Origin of the sequence: Jatrophihabitans endophyticus, assembly GCF_900129455.1 — a bacterium.
In the GTDB taxonomy this organism is placed as follows: Bacteria; Actinomycetota; Actinomycetes; order Mycobacteriales; family Jatrophihabitantaceae; genus Jatrophihabitans; species Jatrophihabitans endophyticus.
The window spans coordinates 1-23,920 of record NZ_FQVU01000003.1; the positions used below are offsets into that span (position 1 = coordinate 1).

The following is a 23,920-nucleotide window of genomic DNA, read 5'->3' on the forward strand; positions in this document are numbered from 1 at the left end:
CGGCGTTGACCGGCGGTGCGCGGGTCCTTCGTGCCGTCGATAGAAAGCTTGGGCGCGGCCAGCGCGTCTAGGACGGTCAGCAGTCGTTCGGCCAGTTCGGCGGTTGCCTCACCGGTGATGCTGGCGGACCCGTCCGGGCGCTGCCGGATGGTCAGGTCGCGGTGCCGGTCGCGGTAGGCGACGTCGGCCAAGGTGCCGTCCTGATCCAGCAGCGTCGTCACCCGCAGCGCCAGCGTGCCGAGTTGGTGCGGATCGAACTGCGTCGCGTACTCCACCAGGTCGGCCTCGACCCGGGCGCCGTCCTCGACCTGCACCACGTCCGGCAGCCGCTCCACCGCGGCGACGATCACCTGCGCGTGCCGGGGTGAGATCGTGCCCTCGGTCTGTGCGGCCGCGACCCGCGGGAACGGCGCCGGCACCGTCTCACCGGTCAGCGTCGTCCGACCCGCGGCCGCATCGGCGGCGCGCACCCGGGCGACCGCCTCGCGCGGATGGACTCGCAGCAGGCCGCGCACGAACGCGGCGGTGTTCTTCGCGCCGCAGGTGAACGGCAACCCCCGCCGCTCGGCCTCGGCGATCAATCGGTGCTCCATGGCGGCGAGCCGGTTGCGCGTGCGCTCCAGCTCCCGCCACGACTCCAGCAGGACGTCGTCGTCGCAGCGCGCCAGATCGACCGGCACCAGGTCGTCGACAACGCTGCTCACGTGTTCGATTCTACTGTCGGGACCGACACCCGACAATCGTCAATCGCAGCCTGTGGGCAACCCACGTCGGGCTACCTCGTCCGTGCGGCCTCCGACCATGCCGCCGCGCCCGCTTCGGGAGGGTGCGGGTAGAGCGTGCGGGTCCAGATCGTGGCCAGCGTGTCGGTCACCGCGGCGGGGTCGGGGAACGGCTCGCGGCCGAAGGAACGCAGCAGGTACCGCTCCATCAGGGCGCTGAGCGCGCGTGACATCTCGTCCGGGTCGTCGACCTCGGTGTGGCCGTTGGCCATGTCGCGGCGGATGCCGTCGGCGGTGGCGGCGACGATGCCGGCGGCCAGGTGTTCGTAGGCGTGGGCGACGTCCGGCTCACTGACCGCGGCGTCGAAGACGGCCTGGAGCAGGCGGCCGTGGGTCAGGTACAGCTCGGTGAGGCCGGCCAGGCTGCGACGGTGCTCCGCGGCCGGGTCGTCACCGCCGGTCATCCACGCGTCCGCGACACGCGCCAGGTTGTCGGCCAGGGTCGCGAACAGGGTGAGCAGCAGGTCCTGCCGGTCGGTGAAGTGCTGGTAGAACGCGGTGCGTGACATGCCGGCGTCGTGGGTGATGTCGTCGATGGTGATCTCGGGCCAGGGGCGGGACTCGAGCAGCCGGTGGGTCGCCGCGATCAGGCTTCGTCGCGCGAGATCACGTCGCTCCATCCGCGCCGATCGATCGGTGGGCACGCCCCAATACTGAGGCCCTTGGTCCTTTGACGCTACGTCTGACGCAATGTCAAGATTGCCCGGCCGATCGGATCGTGCCGCTGCGGGGGGCTGCCGATCCGATCGGCACGACCGGCGTGGGTGACGCCGGCGGGACGCTGGGGGCAGCATGCGGATCAATCACGTCCGGCGCACCGTGGCCGGGCTCGGCGTGGCGGCGATGGCACTCGGGGGAGCCGTCGTCGTGACCGGCGCGGCAGCCTCGGCCGAGTCGCCCGATCCCGACGCGACCCTCGCCTACGTCGCCATTCCGCAGGCAGGTCGCGTCTCCGCCCTCTCGGCGCACGCCGTCCAGGACGCGGGTGCGGGACTGGTACGTCCGACGGGGGTGGCCGTCGGGGCCGACGGGGATCTGTATATCGCCGATCAGTCCGCGGCGAAGGTGTACCGCGTGGTGGCGAAGACCGGCGAACAACAGACCGTGGCGTCGGGGCCGGACCGTCCGTACAAGGTGGCGGTGGACCCCGCCGGCAACGTCTACACCGTCGACGTGGACGCGGGTTCGCTGATCGAGCGGGCCGCGGGGGGCGGGACGCCGAGGGTCCTCGCGGACGGTCTGGACAAACCCAGTGGCGTGGCTGTCGACGTGGCGGGGGACGTGTACGTCGCCGAGCGCGGAGCAGGACGCGTGCTGCGGGTGCCCGTCGGCGGCGGCAAGGCCGAGGTGGTCGCCGCGGGGCTCGGCGATCCGACCGGGGTGGCGGTCGATGTCGACCAGAACGTGTTCGTGGCGTGCGGTGAGGACTGTCTGGTCAAGATCGACCCGGTCACGGGTCGGCAGATACCGGCCATGTTGGCGGAGTGGACGTCGCTGCGGGCCGTCGACGTCGCCCTGGACGCGGACGGCAACCTCTACGTCGCCGACGCCGGCTCCGGGCGGGTGCTTCGGATCGCGGACGGCATTCCCAGGGTGGTCGCAAGCGGCCTGCCGGGACAACCACTCGCGGTCGCCGTCCCCGTCGGCGTGCTCACCTTCACGGCATCGACTCCGGGCACGCTCGCGGCAGTCGGCACGTCGTACAGCTACACCTATGCCGCGTCGACGCCGGACGGGCAATCGGCCGCCCGGTTCCAGGTCGCGTCCGGCGAGCTGCCGCCGGGGTTGACGCTCGACCCGTCGACAGGCGTGCTCGCCGGCACCCCGACGACGGGCGGGACGTACACCTTCACGGTCCAGACGCGCAACGCCGCCACCGGCACACTCGCCGCGCCGACGACCATCGCCGTCGCCGCGCCCGGTGCCGTCTACGTCGCCGAAAACCAGAAGAATCAGGTGGTCGTCCTCGAGACCGACGGCACGCAGCATGCGATCGACGGGGTGCGCCGCCCGGCCGGGATCGCGGTCAGCCCGACCGGGGACGTCTACTACAGCAACTACGCAGACAACCAGGTGATGAAGGTGCCGGCGGACGGCGGCGCGACCACGCCGATCGGTCGGGACCTGTTGCGGCCGTACGGCGTGGCGGTGGACAGCGCCGGGAACGTGTTCGTGGCCGACTCCGGCCACGGCAGGATCGTCGAAGTGCCGGTCGACGGCGGCGAACAGACCGTGGTCGTCGACGGGCTGAAACAGCCGCTGGGAGTGGCCGTCGACGCCGCCGGAGACGTGTTCGTCGCGGAGATGCCCACGAACCGAGTGCTCGAGGTGGCACCGGGCGGCGCAGCGCACGTGATCACCAGCGACGTCTACCAACCGGACAACGTGACGGTGGACGCGCTCGGCAACGTCTACGTCGGAGACGGCCAGAACGATCAGGTGGTGATGATCCCGGCCGGCGGCGGTCCGCAGTCGACCTTCCGCACCGTCGATGCACCCCGTGCGACGGCGCTGGACGCGGCCGGAAACCTCGTCGTGACGGTCGGCAACCGGGTGATGCGGCTACCGGTCGCCGCCGCGGCGGAGACCGGACGGGACGTGGGCAGCGGGTTCGTGATGCCTGTCGGCATCGCCGTGTCGGCGCCGGCGCCGACGTTCACGGCGGCGTCACCGCCGACGTCCGCGCCGCAGGGTGAGGCGTACGCCTACACCTACGCCGCGACGACTCCGGCGGGCCAGCCGGCGGCGCGGTTCCGCGTGTGGTCCGGTGCGCTGCCGCCGGGGTTGACGCTCGACCCCGCGACGGGCGTGCTGTCCGGGACGCCGACCACCGCGGGTTCGTACACGTTCACCGCCGAGACGCACAACGCCGCGAACGGCACGCTGGCCGCGCCCGTCACCATCGTGGTGCCGACGCAGTCGCAGGCCATCACGGTCACCTCGGAACCGCCGGCACCGGCCTACGTGGGTGGCGGCTACACGCCCGCCGCCAGCGCGCCCGGCGGCGACGTCGCGACGACGATCGACGCGACGACCACCGGTTACGGCACCGACAGTCCGGCCTGCACGCTGGCCGCCGGCACGGTCTCGTTCACGGCGGCCGGCAGCTGTGTCGTCGACTTCGATCAGACCGGCGAGCGGAGCGACTACTCGCCGGCACCGCAGGTGCAGCAGACGATCACGGTGAGCAGGGTGCCGGCGACGGTGCGGCTGCGCGCGTCGTCGTCCGCCCCGGTCTACGGCCAGCCGTTCACCTTCACGGCGACGGTCACCCCGGCGACGGGGACGGCATCGGGCACGGTGCACTTCGTGGCGAGCGGCGTCGACATGGGTCCGGCCGTTCCCGTGGTCGACGGCGTGGCCACCTCGCGGTCGTTCCTGCTGCACGGCGCGGTGCCAGCGGGCATGTACCTGATGAGCGCGGACTACGACCCGACCGATGGCGTGACCTACGCGGACGGCTACACGGCGACCATCGTCGAGATCGGCCGCGCCGCGACCACGACGGCCGTGAGCACGGACGCACGTTCGCTGTCGGCGCGGATAGCGGTGGCGGCGCCCGGGTCGGGCGTCCCGACCGGCACGGTCACCTTCCTGGTCGACGGCGTGCAGGCGGGCACCGCGGGGCTGCGAGAGGGTGTCGCCACACTGCCGTACACGCTGCCGCGCGGGTCCCACGTGGTCACCGCGCAGTACGCGGGGGACGTCAACGTCACCGGCTCGTCCCTGGCGATCTCCGCCGGCGGCACCACCCCGGTCGAGCCGCACGATCCGACCATGACGGCACGGGTGAGCAGCGCACACGCCAAGACCCGCGCCGGTTGGTACCGCTCGCCGGTGACGGTGAGCTTCCGGTGCACCACGCACGGGTCGCCGCTGAGCCGGCCGTGCCCGGCACCGGTCACACTGCGACGCGACGGCGCCGGCCAGTCGGTGACCCGGACGATCACGTCCGCCGACGGCGGCACCGCCACGGTCGTCGTTCCCCGCATCGCCATCGACCGCACCCGCCCGACCGTCCGCATCGCAGGTGTCCGCGACGGCGCCACCTACGCCGGTACCGCGCCCACGGCGCGCTGCACCGGCCGCGACGGCCTCTCCGGCATCGCCTCGTGCACGGTGCGCCGCGTCGGATCGAGCAGCAGCCGCAGCGGGCGCACCGTCACCTACGTCGCGACGGCGACCGATCGGGCCGGCAACGTGCGGCACGCTTCGGCGCGGGTCACCGTGCGCTACGTGACGATCATCGGCGCCCGGTTCGACGACGGCGTGTACACGGTGACGCGCGGGCGCACGTACACGTTCGCCGTCTACACCACGGGCAGGAGTCGACCTCGCTACGTCAACGCCGCGCCCGCGCCGCGGCGACCCCACGGCGACGACGCCTGGTTCGTCAGGGCCGGCCGGGCCGGCGGGCTCCACCGCTGGACGCTCGGCGTGACGATGGAGCCCCGGCTGCGATCGCACCGGTATTGGAACGTCGGGGTGCGTAGCGGCGGGACGGTGCACGTGCTGAAGCTCAGGGTGATCGGCTGACCTCACCCGTCGAGCGGGGACGCCGGACGCCTCGACGTCAGGCTGGACCCGACGCTGGCCGTCGCCACCAGGACCACGGCGACGGCCAGTGCCACCGACACGTCCTCGCCCAGGACCAGCACGCCGGCCAGCGCGGCCATCGCCGGTTCGAGGCTCATGAGCAGTCCGAACACGGCCGTCGACAGTCGGCGCAACGCGACGAGCTCGAGCGAGTAGGGGATGAGGGAGGACAGCACCGCGACCCCCAGGCAGCCGGCGAGGACGCCGGGGTGCAGCAGGGCCGTCCCGCCCTGCGCCACCCCGGCCGGGGCGACGAGGACCGTCCCGACCGCCATGCCGAGCGCGAGCGCCTCGAGCGCGCCGTAGGACGCGCCCACGCGCTTGGCCAGCAGGATGTAGAGCGCCCAGCAGCTCGCGGCGATCAACACGAGGGCGATGCCGATGGGTTCGACGCCGTCCTCGCCGCCGCGCGAGGCGAGCAGCGCGACCCCGCCGCCGGCGAGCAGCACCCACACCCCGTCCAGGAGCCGCCGCGAGCCGGCCACCGCGACGGCGAGCGGGCCGGTGAACTCCACGGTGACGGCCACCCCGAGCGGCAGGTGGTCCAGCGCCTCGTAGAAGCTCCAGTTCATCCCCGCGAGCGCGAGCCCGTAGGCGGCGACGAGGCGCAGCTGCGCCGGGGTGCGACCCGTCAGCCGCGGCCGGACGACGACGAGCAGCACCACGGCGGTGAACAGCACGCGCAGGAACGCGACCCCGCCCGGCCCGACCGAGCCGAAGATCTTGTCGGCGAATGCCGAGCCGAACTGCACCGAGCCGACCGCGCCGAGCAGCAGCAGCTGGGGTGGGGCGGCGTCGGCCCGGGCCGAGCGTGCGGGGGCGGAACGGGCAGCGGGCATCGCTCGCGGATGATAGTCCGACGACGGTGCGCGCCCGGGCGGTGCGTGGGAGCATCCCGGTCCATGCGAACCCCCCGTCCCGCGCTCCGCGGCGTCACCGGCGTCGCGCTCCTCACCGCCGCGGTGCTGACCCCGCTCGGCCCGGCCGCCGCTCCGGCGAGTGCCCGCGCGGCCGCGCGTCCCGGCGCGACGAGTGCCCGCGACCCGTTCTTCCCGCGGCAGGGCAACGGCGGTTACGACGTCTCGTCCTACGACCTCGTGTTGCGCTACCGCACCTCGCCCAAGCGGCTGAGCGGCAGCGCGACGATCCGCGCCACGGCGACCCAGCACCTGTCGCGGTTCTCGCTCGACCTCCGGCGCACCATGCGGGTCTCGGCCGTCACCGTCGACGGTGCGGCCGCCCGCGTCAGCCGGCCGACGAGGCTGGTCCAGAAGCTGCTGGTCACGCCGCGCACGCAGCTGGCGGCCGGGCACCGCTTCACCGTGGTGGTGCGTTACGGCGGTGAGGTGGCGGCGCTGCGTGACGCGAACGGCTCGCTCGACGGCACGGTGTCGACGTCGGACGGGATCGTCGTGGTCGCCGAGCCGCAGGGTGCGCCGACGTGGTTCCCCGTGAACGACACGCCCCGGGACAAGGCCCGCTACCGCGTCTCGATCACCGCGCCGACACGGCTCGTGGCGGTCTCGAACGGCGCGTACCGCGGCCGCACCCGGCACGGCGGCGTCACCACGTGGCGCTGGTACCAGGCCCAGCGGGTGTCGAGCTACCTCGCGACCTTGGCCGTCGGGAAGTTCACGGTGCGCACGGGGCGCACGAAGTCGGGCATCCCGTACTTCAACGCCGCCGACCCCTCGCAGCGCGGTTCGGTGTCGATGCTGGCGAAGACCCCGCGGGTCGTCGAGTACTTCGCGACCAAGTTCGGCCGCTACCCCTTCGGCGCCACCGGCGGCATCGTCGAGAACGCCTCGTTCCTCGGCTACGCGCTGGAGACCGCGTCGCGACCGGTGTACGACCGCACGCCCTCGATCCAGACCCTGTCGCACGAGCTCGCCCACCAGTGGTTCGGCGACACCGTGACGCTCAAGCGCTGGCGCGACATCTGGGTCAACGAAGGCTTCGCCCAGTTCGCGTCCTGGCTGTGGGACGAGCACCGGGGAGCGACCAGCGCGCACGCCCACCTGCGCACCCTGCTGTCGGTCCCGGCGTCGAGCCGCGGGACGTGGAACCCGCCCCCGGCCGACCCGGGGTCGCCGCGGACGCTGTTCGCGGGGTCGGTCTACGACCGCGGCGCCGGTGCGTTGCAGGCGTTGCGGGAGCGCGTCGGCAGCAAGGTCTTCTTCCGCATCCTGCGCGGCTGGGTCGACACGCACCGGTACGGCAACGCGAGGGTGGCGCAGTTCGTCGACTACGCGGTGCGGGTGTCGCACCGCAACGTGCGACCGATGCTGCACGAATGGCTCTATCACCGCGGCAAGCCGCGGGCCGGCCGCCGCTGACCCGCCCGATCGGTGGCAGTATCTGGCGGATGCGGACGAATCGCGTGCTGACCGTCGCGGCGGCAGCCCTCACCGCCCTGAGCCTCGCGCCCGCCGCCCTCGCGGCACCGCACCGGCCTACGCCCGGTGCGGCCGGGGGCGGCGACCCGTACTTCCCGCGGCAGGGCAACGGCGGTTACGACGTCTCGTCCTACCGGCTGGCCATCGGCTACACGCCGAGCAGCAAGCGGCTGACCGGTCACGCCCGCATCACCGCCCGGGCGACGCAGTCCCTGTCGCGCTTCGACCTCGACCTGCGCCGCACGCTCACCGTCTCCTCGGTGCGGGTGGACGGCCGGCGCGCGGCGTTCAGCCAGCCCGCCGCCCAGGTGCAGGAGCTCGTCGTCACGCCGCGGCACGCCCTTCGCGCCGGGCACCGGTTCTCGGTGGAGGTGCGCTACGCGGGCACCGCGACGCCGACCACCGACCCCGACGGCTCGCTCGACGGCTTCATCCCGACGAGCGACGGCGCGTTCGTGGCGAGCGAACCGCAGGGCTCGCCGACGTGGTTCCCGGTCAACGACACCCCCCGCGACAAGGCCCGCTACGCGGTGTCGGTCACCGTGCCGAAGGGGTTGACCGCGGTGTCGAACGGTCGGTTCGTCGCCCATCGCACGCACGGGGCGGCGACCACGTGGTCGTGGCGCCTCGACCGTCCGGTGTCGAGCTACCTGGTCACCGCCACACTCGGGAAGTTCGACGTCACCCGCGGCCGGACCCCCGCCGGCGTCCCGTACTTCGTCGCCGTCGACCCGACCCAGGCGGCCAAGGCGAACCCGGTGCTGGCGAAGCTGCCCTCGATCGTCGACTGGCTCGCCCGGACCTACGGTCGCTACCCGTTCGGCGAGACCGGCGCGATCGTGGACGACGCCCCGAACGTCGGCTACGCGCTGGAGACCGCGACCCGGCCCGTCTTCGACCGCGCCCCGTCGGTCGGAACGCTCGCCCACGAACTCGCCCACCAGTGGTACGGCGACACCGTGACGCTGCGCCAGTGGCGCGACATCTGGCTCAACGAGGGCTTCGCCGAGTTCTCCACCTGGCTCTACACCGAGCACACCGGGGGGAAGACGACGGCGCAGCAGCTCGCCGACCTCGAGGCGCTGCCCGCCGACGACGACGTCTGGTCGCCGCCGCCGGGCAACCCGGGCTCGGGCGCGGACATCTTCGCCGGGTCGGTGTACGACCGCGGGGCCGCGACGCTCGCCGCGCTGCGCGCCGAGGTCGGCGACCACGTCTTCTTCCGGATCATGCGGGGCTGGCTGCGACAGCACTACTACGGAAACGCCGCCGTCGGGCAGTTCACGGCCTACGCGGGGCGGGTCGCGCACACCGACCTCACCGCGTTTTTCCAGACGTGGCTCTACCACGACGGCAAGCCCGCGTTCTCGTAGTCCGTACACTCGGACGGCGTGCCTGTCGAGTCGCTCTTCCCCCGCCTGGAACCGCTGCTGCCGCTGGTGAGCAAGCCGATCCAGTACGTCGGCGGTGAGTTGAACGCGCAGACGAAGGACTGGGACGCCGCGGCGGTCCGCTGGGCGCTGATGTACCCCGACGCCTACGAGGTCGGCCTGCCCAACCAGGGCGTCCAGATCCTGTACGAGGTGCTCAACGAGCGCGACGACGCGCTGGCCGAGCGCACGTACGCCGTCTGGCCCGATCTCGAAGCACTGCTGCGCGAACACGGCATCGGGCAGTTCACCGTCGATGCGCACCGTCCGGTCGCGGCCTTCGACCTGCTGGGCGTCTCGTTCTCGACCGAGCTCGGCTACACCAACCTGCTCACCGCCCTCGACCTTGCCGGCATCCCGCTGCACGCGGCCGAGCGCACCGTCGACCACCCCGTCGTGGTCGCCGGCGGTCACGCCGCCTTCAACCCCGAGCCGATCGCGGACTTCGTCGACGTCGCGGTGCTCGGTGACGGCGAGCAGGCCGTCGGCGTGATCACCGAGGTCGTGAAGACCTGGAAGGCCGACGGTCGCCCCGGTGGTCGCGACGAGCTGCTGCTGCGCCTGGCCGCGACCGGCGGGGTCTACGTGCCGCGCTTCTACGACGTGACCTACCTGCCCGACGGCCGCATCGCCGCAGTGACGCCCAACCGCGAGGGGGTGCCCGAGCGCGTCAGCAAGCACACTGTGATGGACCTCGACGAATGGCCCTACCCCAAGACCCCGCTCGTGCCGCTCGCCGAGTCGGTGCACGAGCGGATGTCGGTCGAGATCTTCCGCGGCTGCACGCGGGGCTGCCGGTTCTGCCAGGCCGGCATGATCACGCGCCCGGTGCGCGAACGATCCATCGACGGCATCGGCGAGATGGTCGCCCGCGGCCTGGCGGCCACCGGGTTCGAGGAGGTCGGCCTGCTGTCGCTGTCGAGCGCCGACCACTCCGAGATCGCGCCGCTGACCAAGCAGCTCGCCGATCGGTACGCCGACGAGAAGGTCGGCCTGTCGCTGCCCTCGACCCGCGTCGACGCCTTCAACATCGACCTGGCCAACGAGATCAGCCGCAACGGCCGCCGCTCCGGGCTGACGTTCGCGCCTGAGGGCGGCTCGGAACGGCTGCGTCGCGTCATCAACAAGATGGTCAGCAAGGACGACCTGATCGACACCGTCTCGACCGCGTACGGCAACGGCTGGCGGCAGGTCAAGCTGTACTTCATGTGCGGTCTGCCCACCGAGACCGACGACGACGTCCTCGAGATCGCCGAGATGGCGCACGACGTCATCCGCGCCGGCCGGGAGTCGGCCGGGCACAAGGACATCCGCTGCACGGTGTCGATCGGCGGCTTCGTGCCCAAGCCGCACACGCCGTTCCAATGGGCGGCGCAGGCCTCGCCCGGGGTCGTCGACGAGCGGCTGCGCAAGCTGCGGGCCGCGATCAACGCGAACAAGTCGCTCGGCCGCGCCGTCGGGATGCGCTACCACGACGGCGAACCGTCGATGGTCGAGGGCCTGCTCTCGCGCGGTGATCGCCGCGTCGGCGCCGTGATCGAGCAGGTGTGGCGCGACGGCGGCCGCTTCGACGGCTGGTCCGAGCACTTCAGCTACCAGCGCTGGCTCGCCGCCTGCGACACCGTCGACGTCGACATCGAGTGGTACACCACCCGTGAGCGCGACGGCGAGGAGGTGCTGCCCTGGGACCACCTCGACTCGGGGCTCGACAAGCAGTGGCTCTGGGACGACTGGCAGGACGCGCTCGAGGAGTTCGAGCAGGACGACTGCCGGTGGACGCCGTGCTTCGACTGCGGGGTCTGTCCCAACCTCGGCACCGACATCCAGGTGGGCCCGACCGGCCGCTCGCTGCTGCCGTTGGCCACCAAGCCGTAGGCGCGGGCGCCCCGTCAGGACAAACACCCCTGACTCGGACATACTGCCGCGGTGATCATCAGCCGCACCGGAACCCCCGTCCGCTGCGACCCCCGGCGCGTCCTGCGCCGGGCGGCCGTCCTCACCGCCGTCGCGGTGCTCGCCCTCGCCGGCGCCGAGTCACTCGCCGCCGCGGGCGCCGCCCCCGCCCCGCCGACCGTCACCCGGCATCCCGAGCGCGACTGGCTCGGTTCGCAGGCGGCGAAGCACTTCGGCGGTGCCGACCGGCAGGCCGCCGTCACCCCGGCCGCGGCGGTGGCGGCCGTCCCAGGACTGGACGTCAGCAGCTGGCAGGGCAACGTCGGCTGGGCGGCAGTGGCCAAGAAGGGCGCGAAGTTCGCCATCGTCAAGGCCACCGAGAGCACCGACTACCAGAACCCGTACTTCAGCCAGCAGTACACCGGCGCCTACGACGCCGGTCTGGTGCACGGCGCGTACCACTTCGCCACGCCCGACACGTCGAGCGGCGCCGCGCAGGCGACGTACTTCGCCAAGCACGGCGGTGGGTGGTCGAAGGACGGCAAGACCTTTCCCGGCATGCTCGACATCGAATGGAACCCGTACGGGAGCACGTGCTACGGCAAGAGCAAGTCGGCGATGACGTCCTGGATCAAGGACTTCAGCGACACCTACCACTCGGTCACGAAGCGGTGGCCGATGATCTACACCGCGAACGGCTGGTGGAGCCAGTGCGTCGGCACGGCCGGTGACTTCTCCTCGACCAACCCGCTCGTCCTCGCCTGCTACTGCTCGTCGGCGGGGACGATGCCCCACGGCTGGAGCTACCAGACCATCTGGCAGTACGCGGACTCGGGGACGTTCCCGGGCGACCAGGACCGGTTCAACGGCTCGCTGTCACGCGTGAAGGCGTTGGCCGACGGGTGAGGCGGCGGCCGGGCCGGGTGCCGGCTCGATGCGGTCGGTGTCGCGGCCGCCGCGCTTGGCCGCGTAGAGCGCCTCGTCGGCCGCGTCGAACGTCTCGTCGTGGGTCCGCCCGGCCCGGCAGACGGCCACGCCCGCGGAGAACGTGACGTCCGGGCGGATGCGCTGCCAGCGCCGGTGCAGGCGGGCCAGCACGGCGGTGACGTTCTCGATGGACGTGTGCGGCAGCAGGAGGGCGAACTCCTCGCCGCCGTAGCGTGCGCAGTAGTCGCCCTCGCGCAGCGCCCCCAGGAGCAGCTCCCCGAAGTCGGCCAGCACCTGGTCGCCGACGGCGTGTCCGTGGGTGTCGTTGATCGCCTTGAAGTGGTCGATGTCGCACAGCACGAGGGCGTCGCCGGGGGCCGCGGCGGCGATGCGGGCCTGCCAGTCACGGCGGTTCGCCACGCCGGTCAGCGCGTCGGAGTGCGCCGCGGCGCGCAGCGCGCGGGTCAGTGCCGCCTGGCGGGCCGACATGTGGGCGAGGAGCTCGGCGAGCAGCAGCCAGATGAGCAACGCGATCGCCAGGCGGACCAGGACGGCCGCGGTGAGCTCGTCGTACACGACCAGGTATGCCCCCGAGGCCGGCAGCAGCGCGAAGACCGAGGTGCCCGGGCGCTGCGTCAGGCCGATATAGGCGAAGCACAGGACGAGCACCCCGACCAGCGGGCCGAAGACCGTCGGCGCGGCCAGCCCGAGGACGGTCAGGGCGAGGGCGACCATCGCGGGGTGGACGAGCGTGGCCTGCCGAGGCAGCCGCGTCCAGTCGATGCGCGCGCTCACGACGAGCGTGGCCGCCATGACGACGCTGACCACCGCGAGGACGAGCCAGGTGTGCGAGCTCGGGCGTAGCAGCGGCGCGCCGACGGCCACGGCGAGCCCGGCCGCGACGAGCAGCAGCCGACCGACCGCGGCCGGATCGCCCGTGGCGTCGGCGAGCGACGACAGCCGCGTGACGAACAGGCGGCCGTGGTGCGGGACCGCCGTCCCGCGGGCAGCGGGGCCGGCGGGCGTGGGGTCGACCGGCACGCTGACAGGGGCCACGTGGTGGTGATCGGCAGGAGTCGCCCGGAGTTGAGCGGTTCCGCTCCGGCGTTCGCCACGGTCGCCCGGGTGCGGCCTCGACCGGTTCGCGCATCGGTGCGGCAGACTCGCGTCATGGCACGTCGCGTCCCCGAGGGCCCCCCGCCGCCGCCCGTGGTGCAGCGGATCCGGCTGCGCTACGCCAAGCGCGGCCGGCTGCGGTTCTCCTCGCACCGCGACTTCGCGCGCGCGTTCGAGCGGGCGCTGCGGCGCGCCGAGGTGCCCATGGCGTACTCCGCCGGCTTCTCGCCGCACCCCAAGATCAGCTATGTCGGCGCCGCGCCGACCGGCGTCGCGAGCGAGGCCGAATACCTCGAGATCGGGCTCGCCCGCGCGGTCGACCCGGCCGTCCTGCGCGCCGAGCTCGATCGGGTGCTGCCCCCGGGCCTGGACGTCGACGAGGCGGTCCTGGCCGGGCCGGGATCACTCGCCGAGCGCATGGTGGCCTCGAGCTGGCGCATCGAGCTGCCGGGAGTGGACGAGGTGACCGCGCGGGCCGCGCTCGCGCGATTCCTCGACCGCGACGAGGTGGGCGTGGAACGCCTCACCAAGAGCGGTCGCCGCACCCTCGACGTCCGCTCGCCCGTGGTCTCGGCCGCGGTGCTCGGCGCGGCCGAAGCGCCGTCCGGGGAGTCACGTGCGATACTGGGTCTGGTCGTACGACAGGTGACCCCTACCGTCCGACCCGACGATGTCGTAGCCGCACTGCGCGACGTCGCCGGTCTCGCCCCGACCGGTCCGCCCGTGGCGGTCCGTCTGGCGCAGGGACCGCTCGACGACGACGGTGCGGTCGGCGACCCGCTGGCCGCCGACCGGAACCAGGCCACGACACCGCCGTAGCACCATCGCACCACCGACCGGTCGACACCTTGTCGGCCGACGCAGACTTCGCGGCACGGCCAGCTCGTTCGGCCGGGTCGCCACAACCGCCTCTGCGCGGTCGCGGTCCACGATCCCACCGTGGGCGCGCCCGGAGGCCGAAACGGAGTGACGCGAGCACATGCTCGAATCCGACGACAGCACCACCGACCGCCCCACCGACAGCAGCCCGGCCGACGCGCCCGACGCGACGCCGCCGGCCCGCGCCCCCCGCAAGCGGGCTCCGCGCAAGGCCGCCGCCAAGGCGGGGCCGCCCCCCGTCGCCGAGCCCGCCGAACCTACGGAGCCCGGCACGCCCGCGACCGGGGACGGATCGCACGCCTCGGCCGGGATCACCCCCGGCGCCGCAGCTCCCGACGCCGCCGACGTGGAGCCGACCCCGCCGCCGCGCAAGCGTGGTGCCCGGACAGCCGCGGCGAAGAAAGCTGCACCTCAGGTCGAGACCGACGGCGGAGACATCGACGCCCCGGCCGCTCCGGCGAAGAAGGCTCCGGCGAAGCGGGCCCGCCGCACCGCCAAGGCACAGCCGTCGGCCGACACCACCGCCGACGCCGCCGCCGCGCCGATTGCCGACGCCGCCGCCGCGCCGGTCGCCGACGCCGCCGGCGAGCCGGATCGGCCCGCCGACGCACCGGCACCGGCCAAGAAGGCGCCGCGCAAGCGCGCGGCGAAGAAGGCGCTGCCGCCCGCCGGCGAGACCGAGCCCGGCTCGGTCGACGCCGATCCCGCTGTCGACCCCGCCGGCGCGTCGGATGCCACCGTGCCGGCCGGCGACGAGTCCGGCGCGGCGACGTCCGCCCCCGGTGTGCTGTTCCTCGCGCCCGACGCCGAGGAGCCCGCCGCCCCGGCGCCCCGGCGCCGCGCCGCCCGTAAGACGGGCCGCTCGGCCGCGAAGAAGACCGCGGCCGAGGCGCCCGCCGACACCGACACCGACACCGACACCGACACGGCGACCGGGACTGCCGCCGAGGCCCCCGTCCCCGCGGCCGGCGACGAACCGCAGCCCACCGCCGCCACCGCCGACACCGTCGACTCCGGCGAGGCCGTCGGCGTGCCCGACGACGAGGACGACGACGAGGGCACCGAGCCCGAGGACGTCCGTGAGGTCGCCAGCGAGCAGGCCAGCGGTGCGCGTCGCCGCCGTCGCCGCGGTCGCCGCGGTCGTGGCGGCCGGGCGACCACCGACGACGGGGACGACCGTCCCGAGGGGTCGGCCGGCGCCGAGGACTCGGGCGAAGGCTCGGCCGAGGGCTCGGCCGCCGACGCCGACACCGGCGACACCGACGCCGACACCGCGGACACCGACGCCGACGCCGCGACGGGCGAGACCAGCTCGAGCCGGCGCCGACGCCGGCGGCGGCGTTCCGGGTCGAGCGACGACGACGGCTCGGACGACCCGCCGAACACCGTCACTCATGTCCGCGACACGCGCGAGGGCAAGAAGAAGGACGACGGCGACGACGGCGTCCGGGGCGTCAAGGGCTCGACCCGGCTCGAGGCCAAGCGGCAGCGGCGTCGCGACGGCCGCGACACCAGCCGCCGCCGCGCGCCCATCCTGACCGAGTCGGAGTTCCTCGCTCGCCGCGAGGCCGTCGACCGCGTGATGGCCGTGCGCCAGCTCGGGGACCGCACCCAGATCGCCGTGCTCGAGGACGACGTCCTCGTCGAGCACTACGTCACCCGGGCGAGCGCCACCTCCTATGTCGGCAACGTCTACCTGGGGCGCGTGCAGAACGTGCTGCCCTCGATGGAGGCCGCCTTCATCGACATCGGCAAGGGCCGCAACGGCGTGCTCTACGCCGGCGAGGTCAACTGGGACGCCGCCGGGCTCGAGGGCAAGTCGCGCGCGATCGAGCAGGCCCTCAAGTCCGGCGACAGCGTGCTCGTCCAGGTCACCAAGGACCCCATCGGGCACAAGGGCGCGCGGCTGACCAGCCAGATCTCGCTGCCCGGGCGGTTCCTCGTGTACGTCCCCGGCGGCGGGATGACCGGCATCAGCCGCCGGCTGCCCGACACCGAGCGGCACCGGCTCAAGGCCATCCTCAAGAAGATCGTCCCCGAGGACGCCGGGGTGATCGTCCGCACGGCCGCGGAGGGCGCGAGCGAGGACGACCTCACCCGCGACGTCGAGCGGCTGCAGGCGCAGTGGGAGGCCATCCGGAGCAAGTCGGAGCAGCGGAAGTCGGCCCCGGTGCTCGTCCACGGCGAACCGGACCTCGCGATCCGCGTGGTCCGCGACGTCTTCAACGAGGACTTCCAGTCGCTGGTGGTCGAGGGCGACGAGGCCTGGCAGACGGTGTCGGAGTACGTCGGCGGCGTCGCCCCCGACCTGGCCGAGCGCGTCTCGCGCCACACCAAGGACACCGATCTGTTCCACGACCTGCGCGTCGACGAGCAGCTGATGAAGGCCCTCGACCGCAAGGTCTGGCTGCCGTCAGGCGGCTCGCTGGTCATCGACCGCACCGAGGCGATGACGGTCGTGGACGTCAACACCGGCAAGTTCGTCGGCTCCGGCGGCAACCTCGAGCAGACCGTCACCCGCAACAACCTGGAGGCGGCCGAGGAGATCGTGCGCCAGCTGCGGCTGCGCGACGTCGGCGGCATCGTCGTCATCGACTTCATCGACATGGTGCTCGAGTCGAACCGCGAGCTGGTGCTGCGTCGGCTCACCGAGTGCCTCGGTCGGGACCGCACCAAGCACCAGGTCGCCGAGGTCACGTCGCTGGGGCTCGTCCAGATGACCCGCAAGCGCGTGGGTGAGGGCCTGCTCGAAGCCTTCAGCGAACCGTGCGAGCACTGCCGCGGCCGCGGCGTGATCGTCCACGCCGAGCCGGTCGACGAGCCGGCCGGGGGCGCCGCGTCGTCCACCGCGGACGACGACCGCCCCAAGGGCAAGCGGCGACGCGGGCGTGGCTCGGGCGGCTCGGGCGGCTCGGCGGGCGCGGGCAACGGCGCCGCCCCCGACACCGTCGAGCTGCCGCCCGCGGCCTCCGACGAGCAGCGCAAGGCCGCGTCTGCCGCCATCGCCGCGATCCACCGTGCCGCGGGCAGCGAGGACGACGCCGCGGACGCGGACGACGCGGGCAGCGGCGGCGAGGTCGCCGAGCTGGCGTCCGGGCTGGTGCAGGCCGTCATGCGCATCGAGCCGGCCGCCTCGACCCCACCTACGTCGAACGGGTCGGCCCCGGCGCGGCCCGTCCCCGACGAGCAGCCGGTCGTCGACGGGCAGCCGGTCGTCGACGAGCAGCCGGCCGCCGCGCCGGCGGGCAGCGGTCGGCGGCGTCGCCGGGCCGCGAGCCGCCCGGCCGGGCCGCCCGGCGGACCGTCCTGACAGGCGTTTTGCCTCGGTCGACGGCCGTGCCGTAATCTGAACGACGGCCCATCGTGCGGTGGGCCCGTGCTTTGCCAGTGTGCATGTGAAACGAGGAGTGGATCCGCGATGTACGCCATCGTCAAGACCGGCGGCAAGCAGTACAAGGTCGCCGAGGGCGATGTGATCGAGGTCGAGAAGCTGGACGCCGAGAACGGCGCCGAGGTCTCGCTGGCAGCGATCCTGCTCGTCGACGGCGAGACCGTCACCCACGAGGCGGCCGCGCTCTCGAGCGCCAAGATCACCGCCGAGGTGCTCGGGCTGAACCTGGGCCCGAAGATCCGCATCCACAAGTTCAAGAACAAGACCGGCTACCACAAGCGGCAGGGTCACCGTCAGAAGCTGACCCAGCTGCGCATCACCGGCGTCAGCGCGAAGTAGAGGAGACACCGCCATGGCTCACAAGAAGGGCGCGTCCAGCTCGCGCAACGGCCGGGACTCGAACCCGCAGTACCTCGGGGTCAAGCGCTTCGGCGGCCAGACCGTGAAGGTCGGCGAGATCATCGTCCGGCAGCGCGGCACCAAGTTCCACCCGGGCGCCGGCGTCGGCCGCGGCAAGGACGACACGCTGTTCGCCCTCGCCCCCGGCAGCGTGCAGTTCGGCACCTCGCGCGGCCGCAAGACGGTGAACGTAACCCCAGCCTGACGCTGGGAGTTACCAGCAACCGCGGACCGGACGTCTCTGCTGGAACGTGACGAGAGCAGCAGAGTTCGGAGAGGCGGGATAGCGCCATGGCCAAGTTCGTCGATCGCGTGACGCTGCACGTCACCGCGGGCAACGGCGCGCACGGCGTGGCCTCCATCCACCGCGAGAAGTTCAAGCCGCTCGGCGGCCCGGACGGCGGGAACGGCGGGCACGGCGGTGACGTCGTGCTCGTCGTCGACAACAACGTCCACACCCTGCTCGACTTCCACCACCACCCCCACCAGAAGGCCGGCAACGGTGCGCAGGGGGCGGGTGGGCACCGAGCCGGCGCCAACGGCACCGACCTCACGTTGCGGGTGCCCGAGGGCACCGTCGTCCTCGACCCGGACGGCGAGGTGCTGGCCGACCTGGCCGGCGTCGGCAGCTCGTTCGTGGCCGCCCGCGGCGGTCGCGGCGGGCTGGGCAACGCGGCGCTCGCCACCGCCCGACGCAAGGCGCCCGGTTTCGCCCTGCTCGGCGAGCCGGGGGAGACCCACGACCTCGTGCTGGAGCTCAAGAGCGTGGCCGACGTCGGGCTCGTCGGCTACCCGAGTGCGGGCAAGTCCTCGTTGATCGCGGCGCTGTCGGCGGCGCGGCCCAAGATCGCCGACTACCCGTTCACCACCCTCGTACCGAACCTCGGCGTCGTCGACTCCGGCGACACCACCTTCACCGTCGCCGACGTTCCCGGCCTGATCCCGGGGGCGGCCGAGGGCAGGGGACTGGGCCTGGACTTCCTGCGGCACATCGAGCGCTGTGCGGTGCTGCTGCACGTGCTCGACTGCGCCACCCTCGAACCCGGCCGTGACCCGCTCAGCGACCTCGACGCCCTCGAGGCCGAGCTCGGCCGCTACGAGGGCACCTTCGGTGAGCTGCTGGCCAAGCCGCGCCTCGTCGCGCTGAACAAGGTCGACGTTCCCGAGGCCCGCGAGCTGGCCGAGCTCGTCCGCCCCGACCTCGAGGCCCGTGGCCTCACCGTCTTCGAGATCTCCGCCGTCGCCCATACCGGGCTGCGCGAGCTGACGTTCGCCCTCGCCGCCACCGTCGAGGCCGACCGCGCGCAGCGAGCCGTGCCCGACACCACCCGCATCGTCATCACGCCGCGCGCCGTCGACGAGCAGGACTTCACCGTCGTGCCCGATCCGCACGAGCCCGGCGGGTTCGTCGTGCGCGGGGTCAAGCCCGAGCGCTGGATCAAGCAGACCGCGTTCGACAACGACGAGGCGGTGGGTTACCTGGCCGACCGGCTCGCGCGCCTCGGCGTGGAGAAGAAGCTCGCCGCGCTCGGGGCGCAGCGCGGTGCGCCGGTGACGATCGGCGACGTCCAGTTCGACTGGGAACCGACCGCCGGCATCGACGGCGACGACGCGGACGACTTCGTCGCCGGGTTGCGCGGTACCGACGCCCGGCTCGAGTCCGACGCGCGGGTGCGCGCGAACGATCGGCTGGCGCAGAAGCGGGCGCGCCGCGACGGCAGCGGCCGGCAGGACGACGAGTGACCCGCGCCGCCGTCGCCGCCGCCGCGCGCACGGTGGTCAAGGTCGGCTCCTCCTCGCTCACCGAGCACGGCCGGCTCGACCCGCCGCGCCTGGCCGCGATCGTCGACGCCATCGCGCGGCGCGTCGGCGCGGGACAGCAGGTCGTGCTCGTCTCGTCGGGGGCGATCGCCGCCGGTATCGCGCCGCTCGGCCTCGCCTCGCGGCCCCGCGACCTTGCGACGCAGCAGGCCGCCGCGAGCGTCGGCCAGCTGTTGCTCGCCGAGCGGTACGCCCAATCGTTCGCCCGGCACGGGCTGCAGGTGGGGCAGGTGCTGCTGACCGCCGACGACCTGCACCGGCGCGGCCACTACCGCAACGCCGAGCGGACGCTGGAACGCCTGCTCGGTCTGGGCGTCGTGCCGGTCGTCAACGAGAACGACACGGTCGCCACGCACGAGATCCGCTTCGGCGACAACGACCGGCTGGCCGCGCTGGTCGCGCACGTGGTCCGCGCCGACGCGCTCGTCCTGCTCAGCGACGTGGACGGCCTCTACACGGGCAAGCCCGGCCGGCCGGGCTCGACCTTCATCCCCGAGGTGGTCTCGATGGCCGAGCTGGCCGACGTCGACGTGTCACGCGCCGGCAGCCACGTCGGCTCGGGCGGCATGGTCACCAAGATCGACGCCGCCGCGATCGCGACGAGCGAGGGCATCCCGGTCGTCCTCGCCGCCGCCGCGAGCATCGACGCGGCCCTGGTCGGCGCGACCGGCACCGTCTTCCACGCCGCCGGCGACCGCAGCGCGTCGCGGCTGTTCTGGCTGCGGCACGCCACCACCCCGCGCGGCCGGCTGACGCTCGACGACGGTGCCGTCTCGGCCGTGGTCGACCGCCGCACCTCGCTGCTGCCGGCGGGGGTGGTGGGGGTGTCGGGCGAGTTCTACTCCGGCGAGCCCGTCGACCTCGTCGACGCCTCCGGCCACGCGGTCGCGCGCGGGCTCGTCGGCTACGACGCCGCGGACCTGCCGCCGCTGCTGGGCCGCCGCACCAGCGAGCTGCCCGACGAGTTCCGTCGCGAGCTCGTCCACCGCGACGACCTCGTGCTGCTCTGACGGCGACCGCGTCGACCGCGGTCGGCGCGGCGGGTCAGCCCCCGACGAGCTGCAGCGAGGCCTTGACCTCCGCGCAGCCGATCCGCACGGTTGCCGGGCTGTCCTGGCTCTGGCACGCGACGGTGGCAACGGTCCGGCCGAGATAGATCGTCGTGTTGTCGGTGCGCACCCCCGTGCGGTAGCGCCCGGGTTGCCGGAAGGCGCGGGCGCCGGCGACCGTCGTCGTGGTGACCGCGCCCACGCGGACGAAGCCGTACGTGCCGACCCGCAGCGCCAGGGTGTCCTCGAAGCGCGCGCGCAGCTCACGCTGCGAGAGGGTCGAGGTGTCGGCTATGGGCGAGGCCAGCACCTCGACGAGGTCGTGGCGACCGACCGAGACGAGGGTGCGGTACCTCCACTCCTCGCCGTACCCGGTGATGGTGGAGAAGTCGGTGAACCCGCTCGGCAGCCGGTAGCAGAACGGCGCACCCGATGCGGTGATCGCGCCGGCGGGGCAGCGCAGTGCGGCCGCGGTCGTCTCGCCCGTCGTGGCGTGGGTTCGGGGCGCCGCGCCAGTCGTCTGTGCGCCCGCGGTGCCGCTCGACGTCGTCCGCGACGTCGAGGCGGCGAGCGCCCCGTCGCCGTCGACACTGCGCGAGCAGGCACTCCCGGTCGCGACCACGGCGAGCAGGCAGGCAACGAGAGGGCGGCGCACGGCCCGAGTGTTCCGCACGGGGGGCCCGGCCGCACCCGATGCGCGGTCGCCCGGCACCGCGGGGCGGTTCGGCCACTACCCTGGCGTGGTGAGCGAGCAGACGGCCTCCGAGACCGACGTCCGGGCGTGCGCGGCCCGCGGCCGCGACGCGGCGGCCGAGCTGGCCCCGCTCTCACGCGCGGCGAAGGACGCCGCACTGCGGGCCATGGCCGACGCCCTCGACGGCGCCACGGACGACGTGCTCGCCGCGAACGCGCGCGACGTCGCCCGCGGCCGCGAGGCCGGCCTGGGCGACGGACTGCTCGACCGCCTCACGCTCACCGTCGACCGGGTCGCCGCCATGGCGCAGGGTTTGCGCGACGTCGCGCAATTAGCCGATCCGGTGGGTGAGGTCGTCCGCGGGTATTCGCAGCCGAACGGCCTCGAGATCCGGCAGGTGCGGGTGCCGTTCGGCGTCGTCGCCATGATCTACGAGGCCCGCCCCAACGTCACCGTCGACGCCGCGGGCCTCGCGATCAAGAGCGGCAACGCGGCGCTGCTGCGCGGCTCGGCCTCGGCCCGCGAGTCGAACACCGCGCTCGTCGACGTCCTCTCGCGCGCCGCCGAGAAGGCGGGCCTGCCGCGCGACGCCGTGCAGCTCGTCCCGGGCACCGACCGCTCGTCGGTGCTGCACCTGCTGCGGGCGCGGGGGCTGGTCGACCTCGTTATCCCGCGCGGGGGAGCGGGGCTCATCGACCACGTCGTCCAGAACGCCACGGTGCCGGTGATCGAGACCGGGGTCGGCAACGTCCACGTCTACGTCGACGCCGCGGCCGATCTCGACGTGGCCGAACGGATCGTCGTCAACGCCAAGGCGTCGCGGGTGAGCGTGTGCAACGCCGCCGAGACCCTGCTCGTGCACCGCGCGGTCGCCGACGCGTTCGTGCCGCGGATCGTCGCGGCGCTGCAGGCCGCCGACGTCGTGGTGCACGGCGACGACGCCTTCGCTGCGTGTGCCGGCGTACTGCCCGCGGGCGACGACGACTGGGGGCGCGAGTACCTGTCGCTCGACATCGCGGCGCGCGTCGTCGACGACATCGACGAGGCGCTCGCGCACATCCGGCGCTGGTCGTCCGGGCACACCGAGGCGATCGTCACCGGTGACCTCGCCGCGTCGCGCCACTTCGTCGCGCGGGTGGACTCCGCGGCGGTGATGGTCAACGCGTCGACCCGCTTCACCGACGGCGGCGAGTTCGGCTTCGGCGCCGAGATCGGGATCTCGACCCAGAAGCTGCACGCGCGCGGGCCGATGGGGTTGACCGAGCTCACCTCGACGAAGTGGGTCGTCACCGGCGACGGTCACACCCGCTGATCGCGGCGGCCGCCCGGCACGTCGGTGACGAGGACGGCCGCGGCCAGGTAGCAGCAGCCGACGACGAGGACGGTGGCCGGCCAGCCGCCCGCGGACCAGGCGAGGCCGAGAGCGGTGCCGCCGACGCACGAGCCCACGTAGTAGGCCATGAGGTAGAGCGCGGCGGCCTGCGAGCGATGGTCGACGGCGCGCGTGGCAGCCCAGCCGCTCGCGACCGAGTGCGCGGCGAAGAACCCGGCGGTGAACACGACCAGCCCCGGCAGCACGGTCAGCGGGGTGTCCGGGACGGTGAGGGCCAGGCCCGCCGTGGCCAGCACCGCGCCGGCCAGGACGACGGCGCGGGGGCCGTGCCGGGCGGCGCGGCGCGCGGCGACCGTCGAGGTCACCGTGCCGGCCAGATAGGCCAGGAAGACGAGCCCCACCACCGCCGGTGACCAGTCGAACGGGGCACGGCCCAGCCGGAAGGTCAGGAAGTTGTAGGTGCCCACAAAGCCGCCCATGAGCAGCACGGCGGCACCACACAGCCGGCGGATGCCGGGGTCGGCCAGCTGACGACCGATCGCGGCGCGGCCGCCGTCAGGGGACGGACGGTGGCGCGCCGGTGCCGCGAGCAGGGTGAACACCGCCGCGCCGACGGCGCCGACGAGCCCCAGCGCCGCCATCGACCACCGGTAGGACGCGACCTCGCTCACCCCGGCCGGCACCAGCCGGCCGAGCAGACCGCCGACGGTCGTCCCCGAGACGTAGACGCCGATCGCCGCTCCGCTCGCACCGGTCTCGACCTCGTCGCCGATGTGCCCCACCGCCACCGCGACGACGGCGGCGAGCGCGAGTCCGTCCAGCGCGCGCAACGCGAGGAACGACCCGAAGCCCGGGGCGGCGGCGCCGGCCACGACCGACACCGCCGCCACGGCGAGACCGGCGGTCATGACCCGCGTCCGGCCGAGGCGTTCGGCCATCGCGGACATCGGCAGGACGGTCAGCGCCAGCACGCCGGTCGTCACCGACACGGTGAGGCTGGCCGTCGTCGCCCCGACGCCGAACTCGACGCCGATCTCGGGCAGCAGGGCCTGCGTCGCGTACAGCAGCGCGAACGCGGACAGACCGGCCGCGAGCATGGCCAGGTTCAATCGGCGCAGCTCGCGACTGCCGGCCTCGATGCGGGGCGGGACGGCGCAGGTGATGCTCACCGAGCCACGCTACGTCTGTCGCCACTCATGCATCCATGACGAAGT

General features: G+C 73.5%; 18 protein-coding genes. 12 read left to right on the forward strand and 6 right to left on the reverse strand.

The features are described 5' to 3' along the window. Both BUE29_RS10110 and BUE29_RS10115 read right to left on the reverse strand, forming a co-directional pair. On the reverse strand, positions 1 to 704 hold a 704-nt coding region (locus tag BUE29_RS10110; protein WP_143168114.1), incomplete at its 3' end, for a DUF222 domain-containing protein. A 71-nt stretch (positions 705 to 775) separates the two neighbouring features. Then, positions 776 to 1,426, reverse strand: a complete 651-nt coding sequence (locus BUE29_RS10115) for a TetR/AcrR family transcriptional regulator (protein ID WP_159440859.1) — start codon at positions 1,424 to 1,426, stop codon at positions 776 to 778. A gap of 148 nt (positions 1,427 to 1,574) precedes the next feature. On the opposite strand from BUE29_RS10115, the gene BUE29_RS10120 reads away from it, so the two are divergent. After that, positions 1,575 to 5,318, forward strand: a complete 3,744-nt coding sequence (locus BUE29_RS10120; RefSeq protein WP_073389661.1) for a putative Ig domain-containing protein — start codon at positions 1,575 to 1,577, stop codon at positions 5,316 to 5,318. A 2-nt stretch (positions 5,319 to 5,320) separates the two neighbouring features. Here the strand turns inward: BUE29_RS10120 and BUE29_RS10125 are convergent, their stop codons facing one another. Further along, positions 5,321 to 6,217, reverse strand: a complete 897-nt coding sequence (locus tag BUE29_RS10125) for an EamA family transporter (RefSeq protein ID WP_073389663.1) — start codon at positions 6,215 to 6,217, stop codon at positions 5,321 to 5,323. A 63-nt stretch (positions 6,218 to 6,280) separates the two neighbouring features. Between BUE29_RS10125 and BUE29_RS10130 the strand changes: the two genes are divergently transcribed. Genes BUE29_RS10130 through BUE29_RS10145 form a run of 4 tightly spaced genes read left to right on the forward strand, consistent with a single transcriptional unit; the run spans position 6,281 to position 12,003 of the window. Then, positions 6,281 to 7,714, forward strand: coding sequence for a M1 family metallopeptidase (locus BUE29_RS10130; protein WP_073389665.1), 1,434 nt, complete (start codon positions 6,281 to 6,283; stop codon positions 7,712 to 7,714). 29 nt (positions 7,715 to 7,743) lie between these two features. After that, positions 7,744 to 9,147, forward strand: a complete 1,404-nt coding sequence (locus BUE29_RS10135) for a M1 family metallopeptidase (RefSeq protein WP_073389667.1) — start codon at positions 7,744 to 7,746, stop codon at positions 9,145 to 9,147. A gap of 18 nt (positions 9,148 to 9,165) precedes the next feature. Continuing rightward, positions 9,166 to 11,079, forward strand: coding sequence for a TIGR03960 family B12-binding radical SAM protein (locus BUE29_RS10140; RefSeq protein ID WP_073389669.1), 1,914 nt, complete (start codon positions 9,166 to 9,168; stop codon positions 11,077 to 11,079). 51 nt (positions 11,080 to 11,130) lie between these two features. Next, positions 11,131 to 12,003 (forward strand): lysozyme, encoded by an 873-nt coding sequence (locus tag BUE29_RS10145; RefSeq protein WP_084180943.1) that lies wholly within the window; start codon positions 11,131 to 11,133, stop codon positions 12,001 to 12,003. Here the strand turns inward: BUE29_RS10145 and BUE29_RS10150 are convergent. Continuing rightward, positions 11,974 to 13,080, reverse strand: coding sequence for a GGDEF domain-containing protein (locus tag BUE29_RS10150; protein WP_143168115.1), 1,107 nt, complete (start codon positions 13,078 to 13,080; stop codon positions 11,974 to 11,976). The two genes, BUE29_RS10145 and BUE29_RS10150, sit on opposite strands and share 30 nt — an antisense overlap. 114 nt (positions 13,081 to 13,194) lie before the next feature. Here BUE29_RS10150 and BUE29_RS10155 point away from each other — a divergent pair, with 114 nt between their 5' ends. From BUE29_RS10155 to proB, 6 genes are all read left to right on the forward strand, one after another. Further along, positions 13,195 to 13,959, forward strand: coding sequence for a TIGR03936 family radical SAM-associated protein (locus tag BUE29_RS10155; protein WP_073389673.1), 765 nt, complete (start codon positions 13,195 to 13,197; stop codon positions 13,957 to 13,959). A 160-nt stretch (positions 13,960 to 14,119) separates the two neighbouring features. Further along, positions 14,120 to 17,329: an Rne/Rng family ribonuclease gene (locus BUE29_RS10160; protein ID WP_073389675.1), complete on the forward strand. Its 3,210-nt coding sequence runs from the start codon at positions 14,120 to 14,122 to the stop codon at positions 17,327 to 17,329. A 108-nt stretch (positions 17,330 to 17,437) separates the two neighbouring features. Further along, the gene (gene rplU / locus BUE29_RS10165) at positions 17,438 to 17,749 is read left to right on the forward strand and encodes a 50S ribosomal protein L21 (protein ID WP_073389677.1); all 312 of its coding nucleotides are present in this window, start codon (positions 17,438 to 17,440) and stop codon (positions 17,747 to 17,749) included. Positions 17,750 to 17,762: 13 nt separating this feature from the next. Beyond that, positions 17,763 to 18,014, forward strand: coding sequence for a 50S ribosomal protein L27 (gene rpmA, locus BUE29_RS10170; RefSeq protein WP_073389679.1), 252 nt, complete (start codon positions 17,763 to 17,765; stop codon positions 18,012 to 18,014). An 86-nt stretch (positions 18,015 to 18,100) separates the two neighbouring features. Next, positions 18,101 to 19,552: a GTPase ObgE gene (gene obgE, locus BUE29_RS10175; RefSeq protein ID WP_073389681.1), complete on the forward strand. Its 1,452-nt coding sequence runs from the start codon at positions 18,101 to 18,103 to the stop codon at positions 19,550 to 19,552. After that, positions 19,549 to 20,640, forward strand: a complete 1,092-nt coding sequence (gene proB / locus BUE29_RS10180) for a glutamate 5-kinase (RefSeq protein ID WP_073389684.1) — start codon at positions 19,549 to 19,551, stop codon at positions 20,638 to 20,640. Before obgE ends, proB begins: the two co-directional genes overlap by 4 nt. A gap of 34 nt (positions 20,641 to 20,674) precedes the next feature. Here proB and BUE29_RS10185 read toward each other — a convergent pair whose 3' ends face one another. Then, entirely contained in the window at positions 20,675 to 21,334 is a 660-nt protein-coding gene (locus BUE29_RS10185) for a hypothetical protein (protein WP_143168116.1), read from the reverse strand. A gap of 88 nt (positions 21,335 to 21,422) precedes the next feature. On the opposite strand from BUE29_RS10185, the gene BUE29_RS10190 reads away from it, so the two are divergent. Next, positions 21,423 to 22,685, forward strand: a complete 1,263-nt coding sequence (locus tag BUE29_RS10190) for a glutamate-5-semialdehyde dehydrogenase (RefSeq protein WP_073391029.1) — start codon at positions 21,423 to 21,425, stop codon at positions 22,683 to 22,685. On the opposite strand, the gene BUE29_RS10195 is transcribed toward BUE29_RS10190, so the two are convergent. Next, complete coding sequence (locus BUE29_RS10195) at positions 22,673 to 23,875, reverse strand: MFS transporter (RefSeq protein WP_073389689.1); 1,203 nt, start codon at positions 23,873 to 23,875, stop codon at positions 22,673 to 22,675. The two genes, BUE29_RS10190 and BUE29_RS10195, sit on opposite strands and share 13 nt — an antisense overlap. Positions 23,876 to 23,920 lie beyond the last annotated feature (45 nt).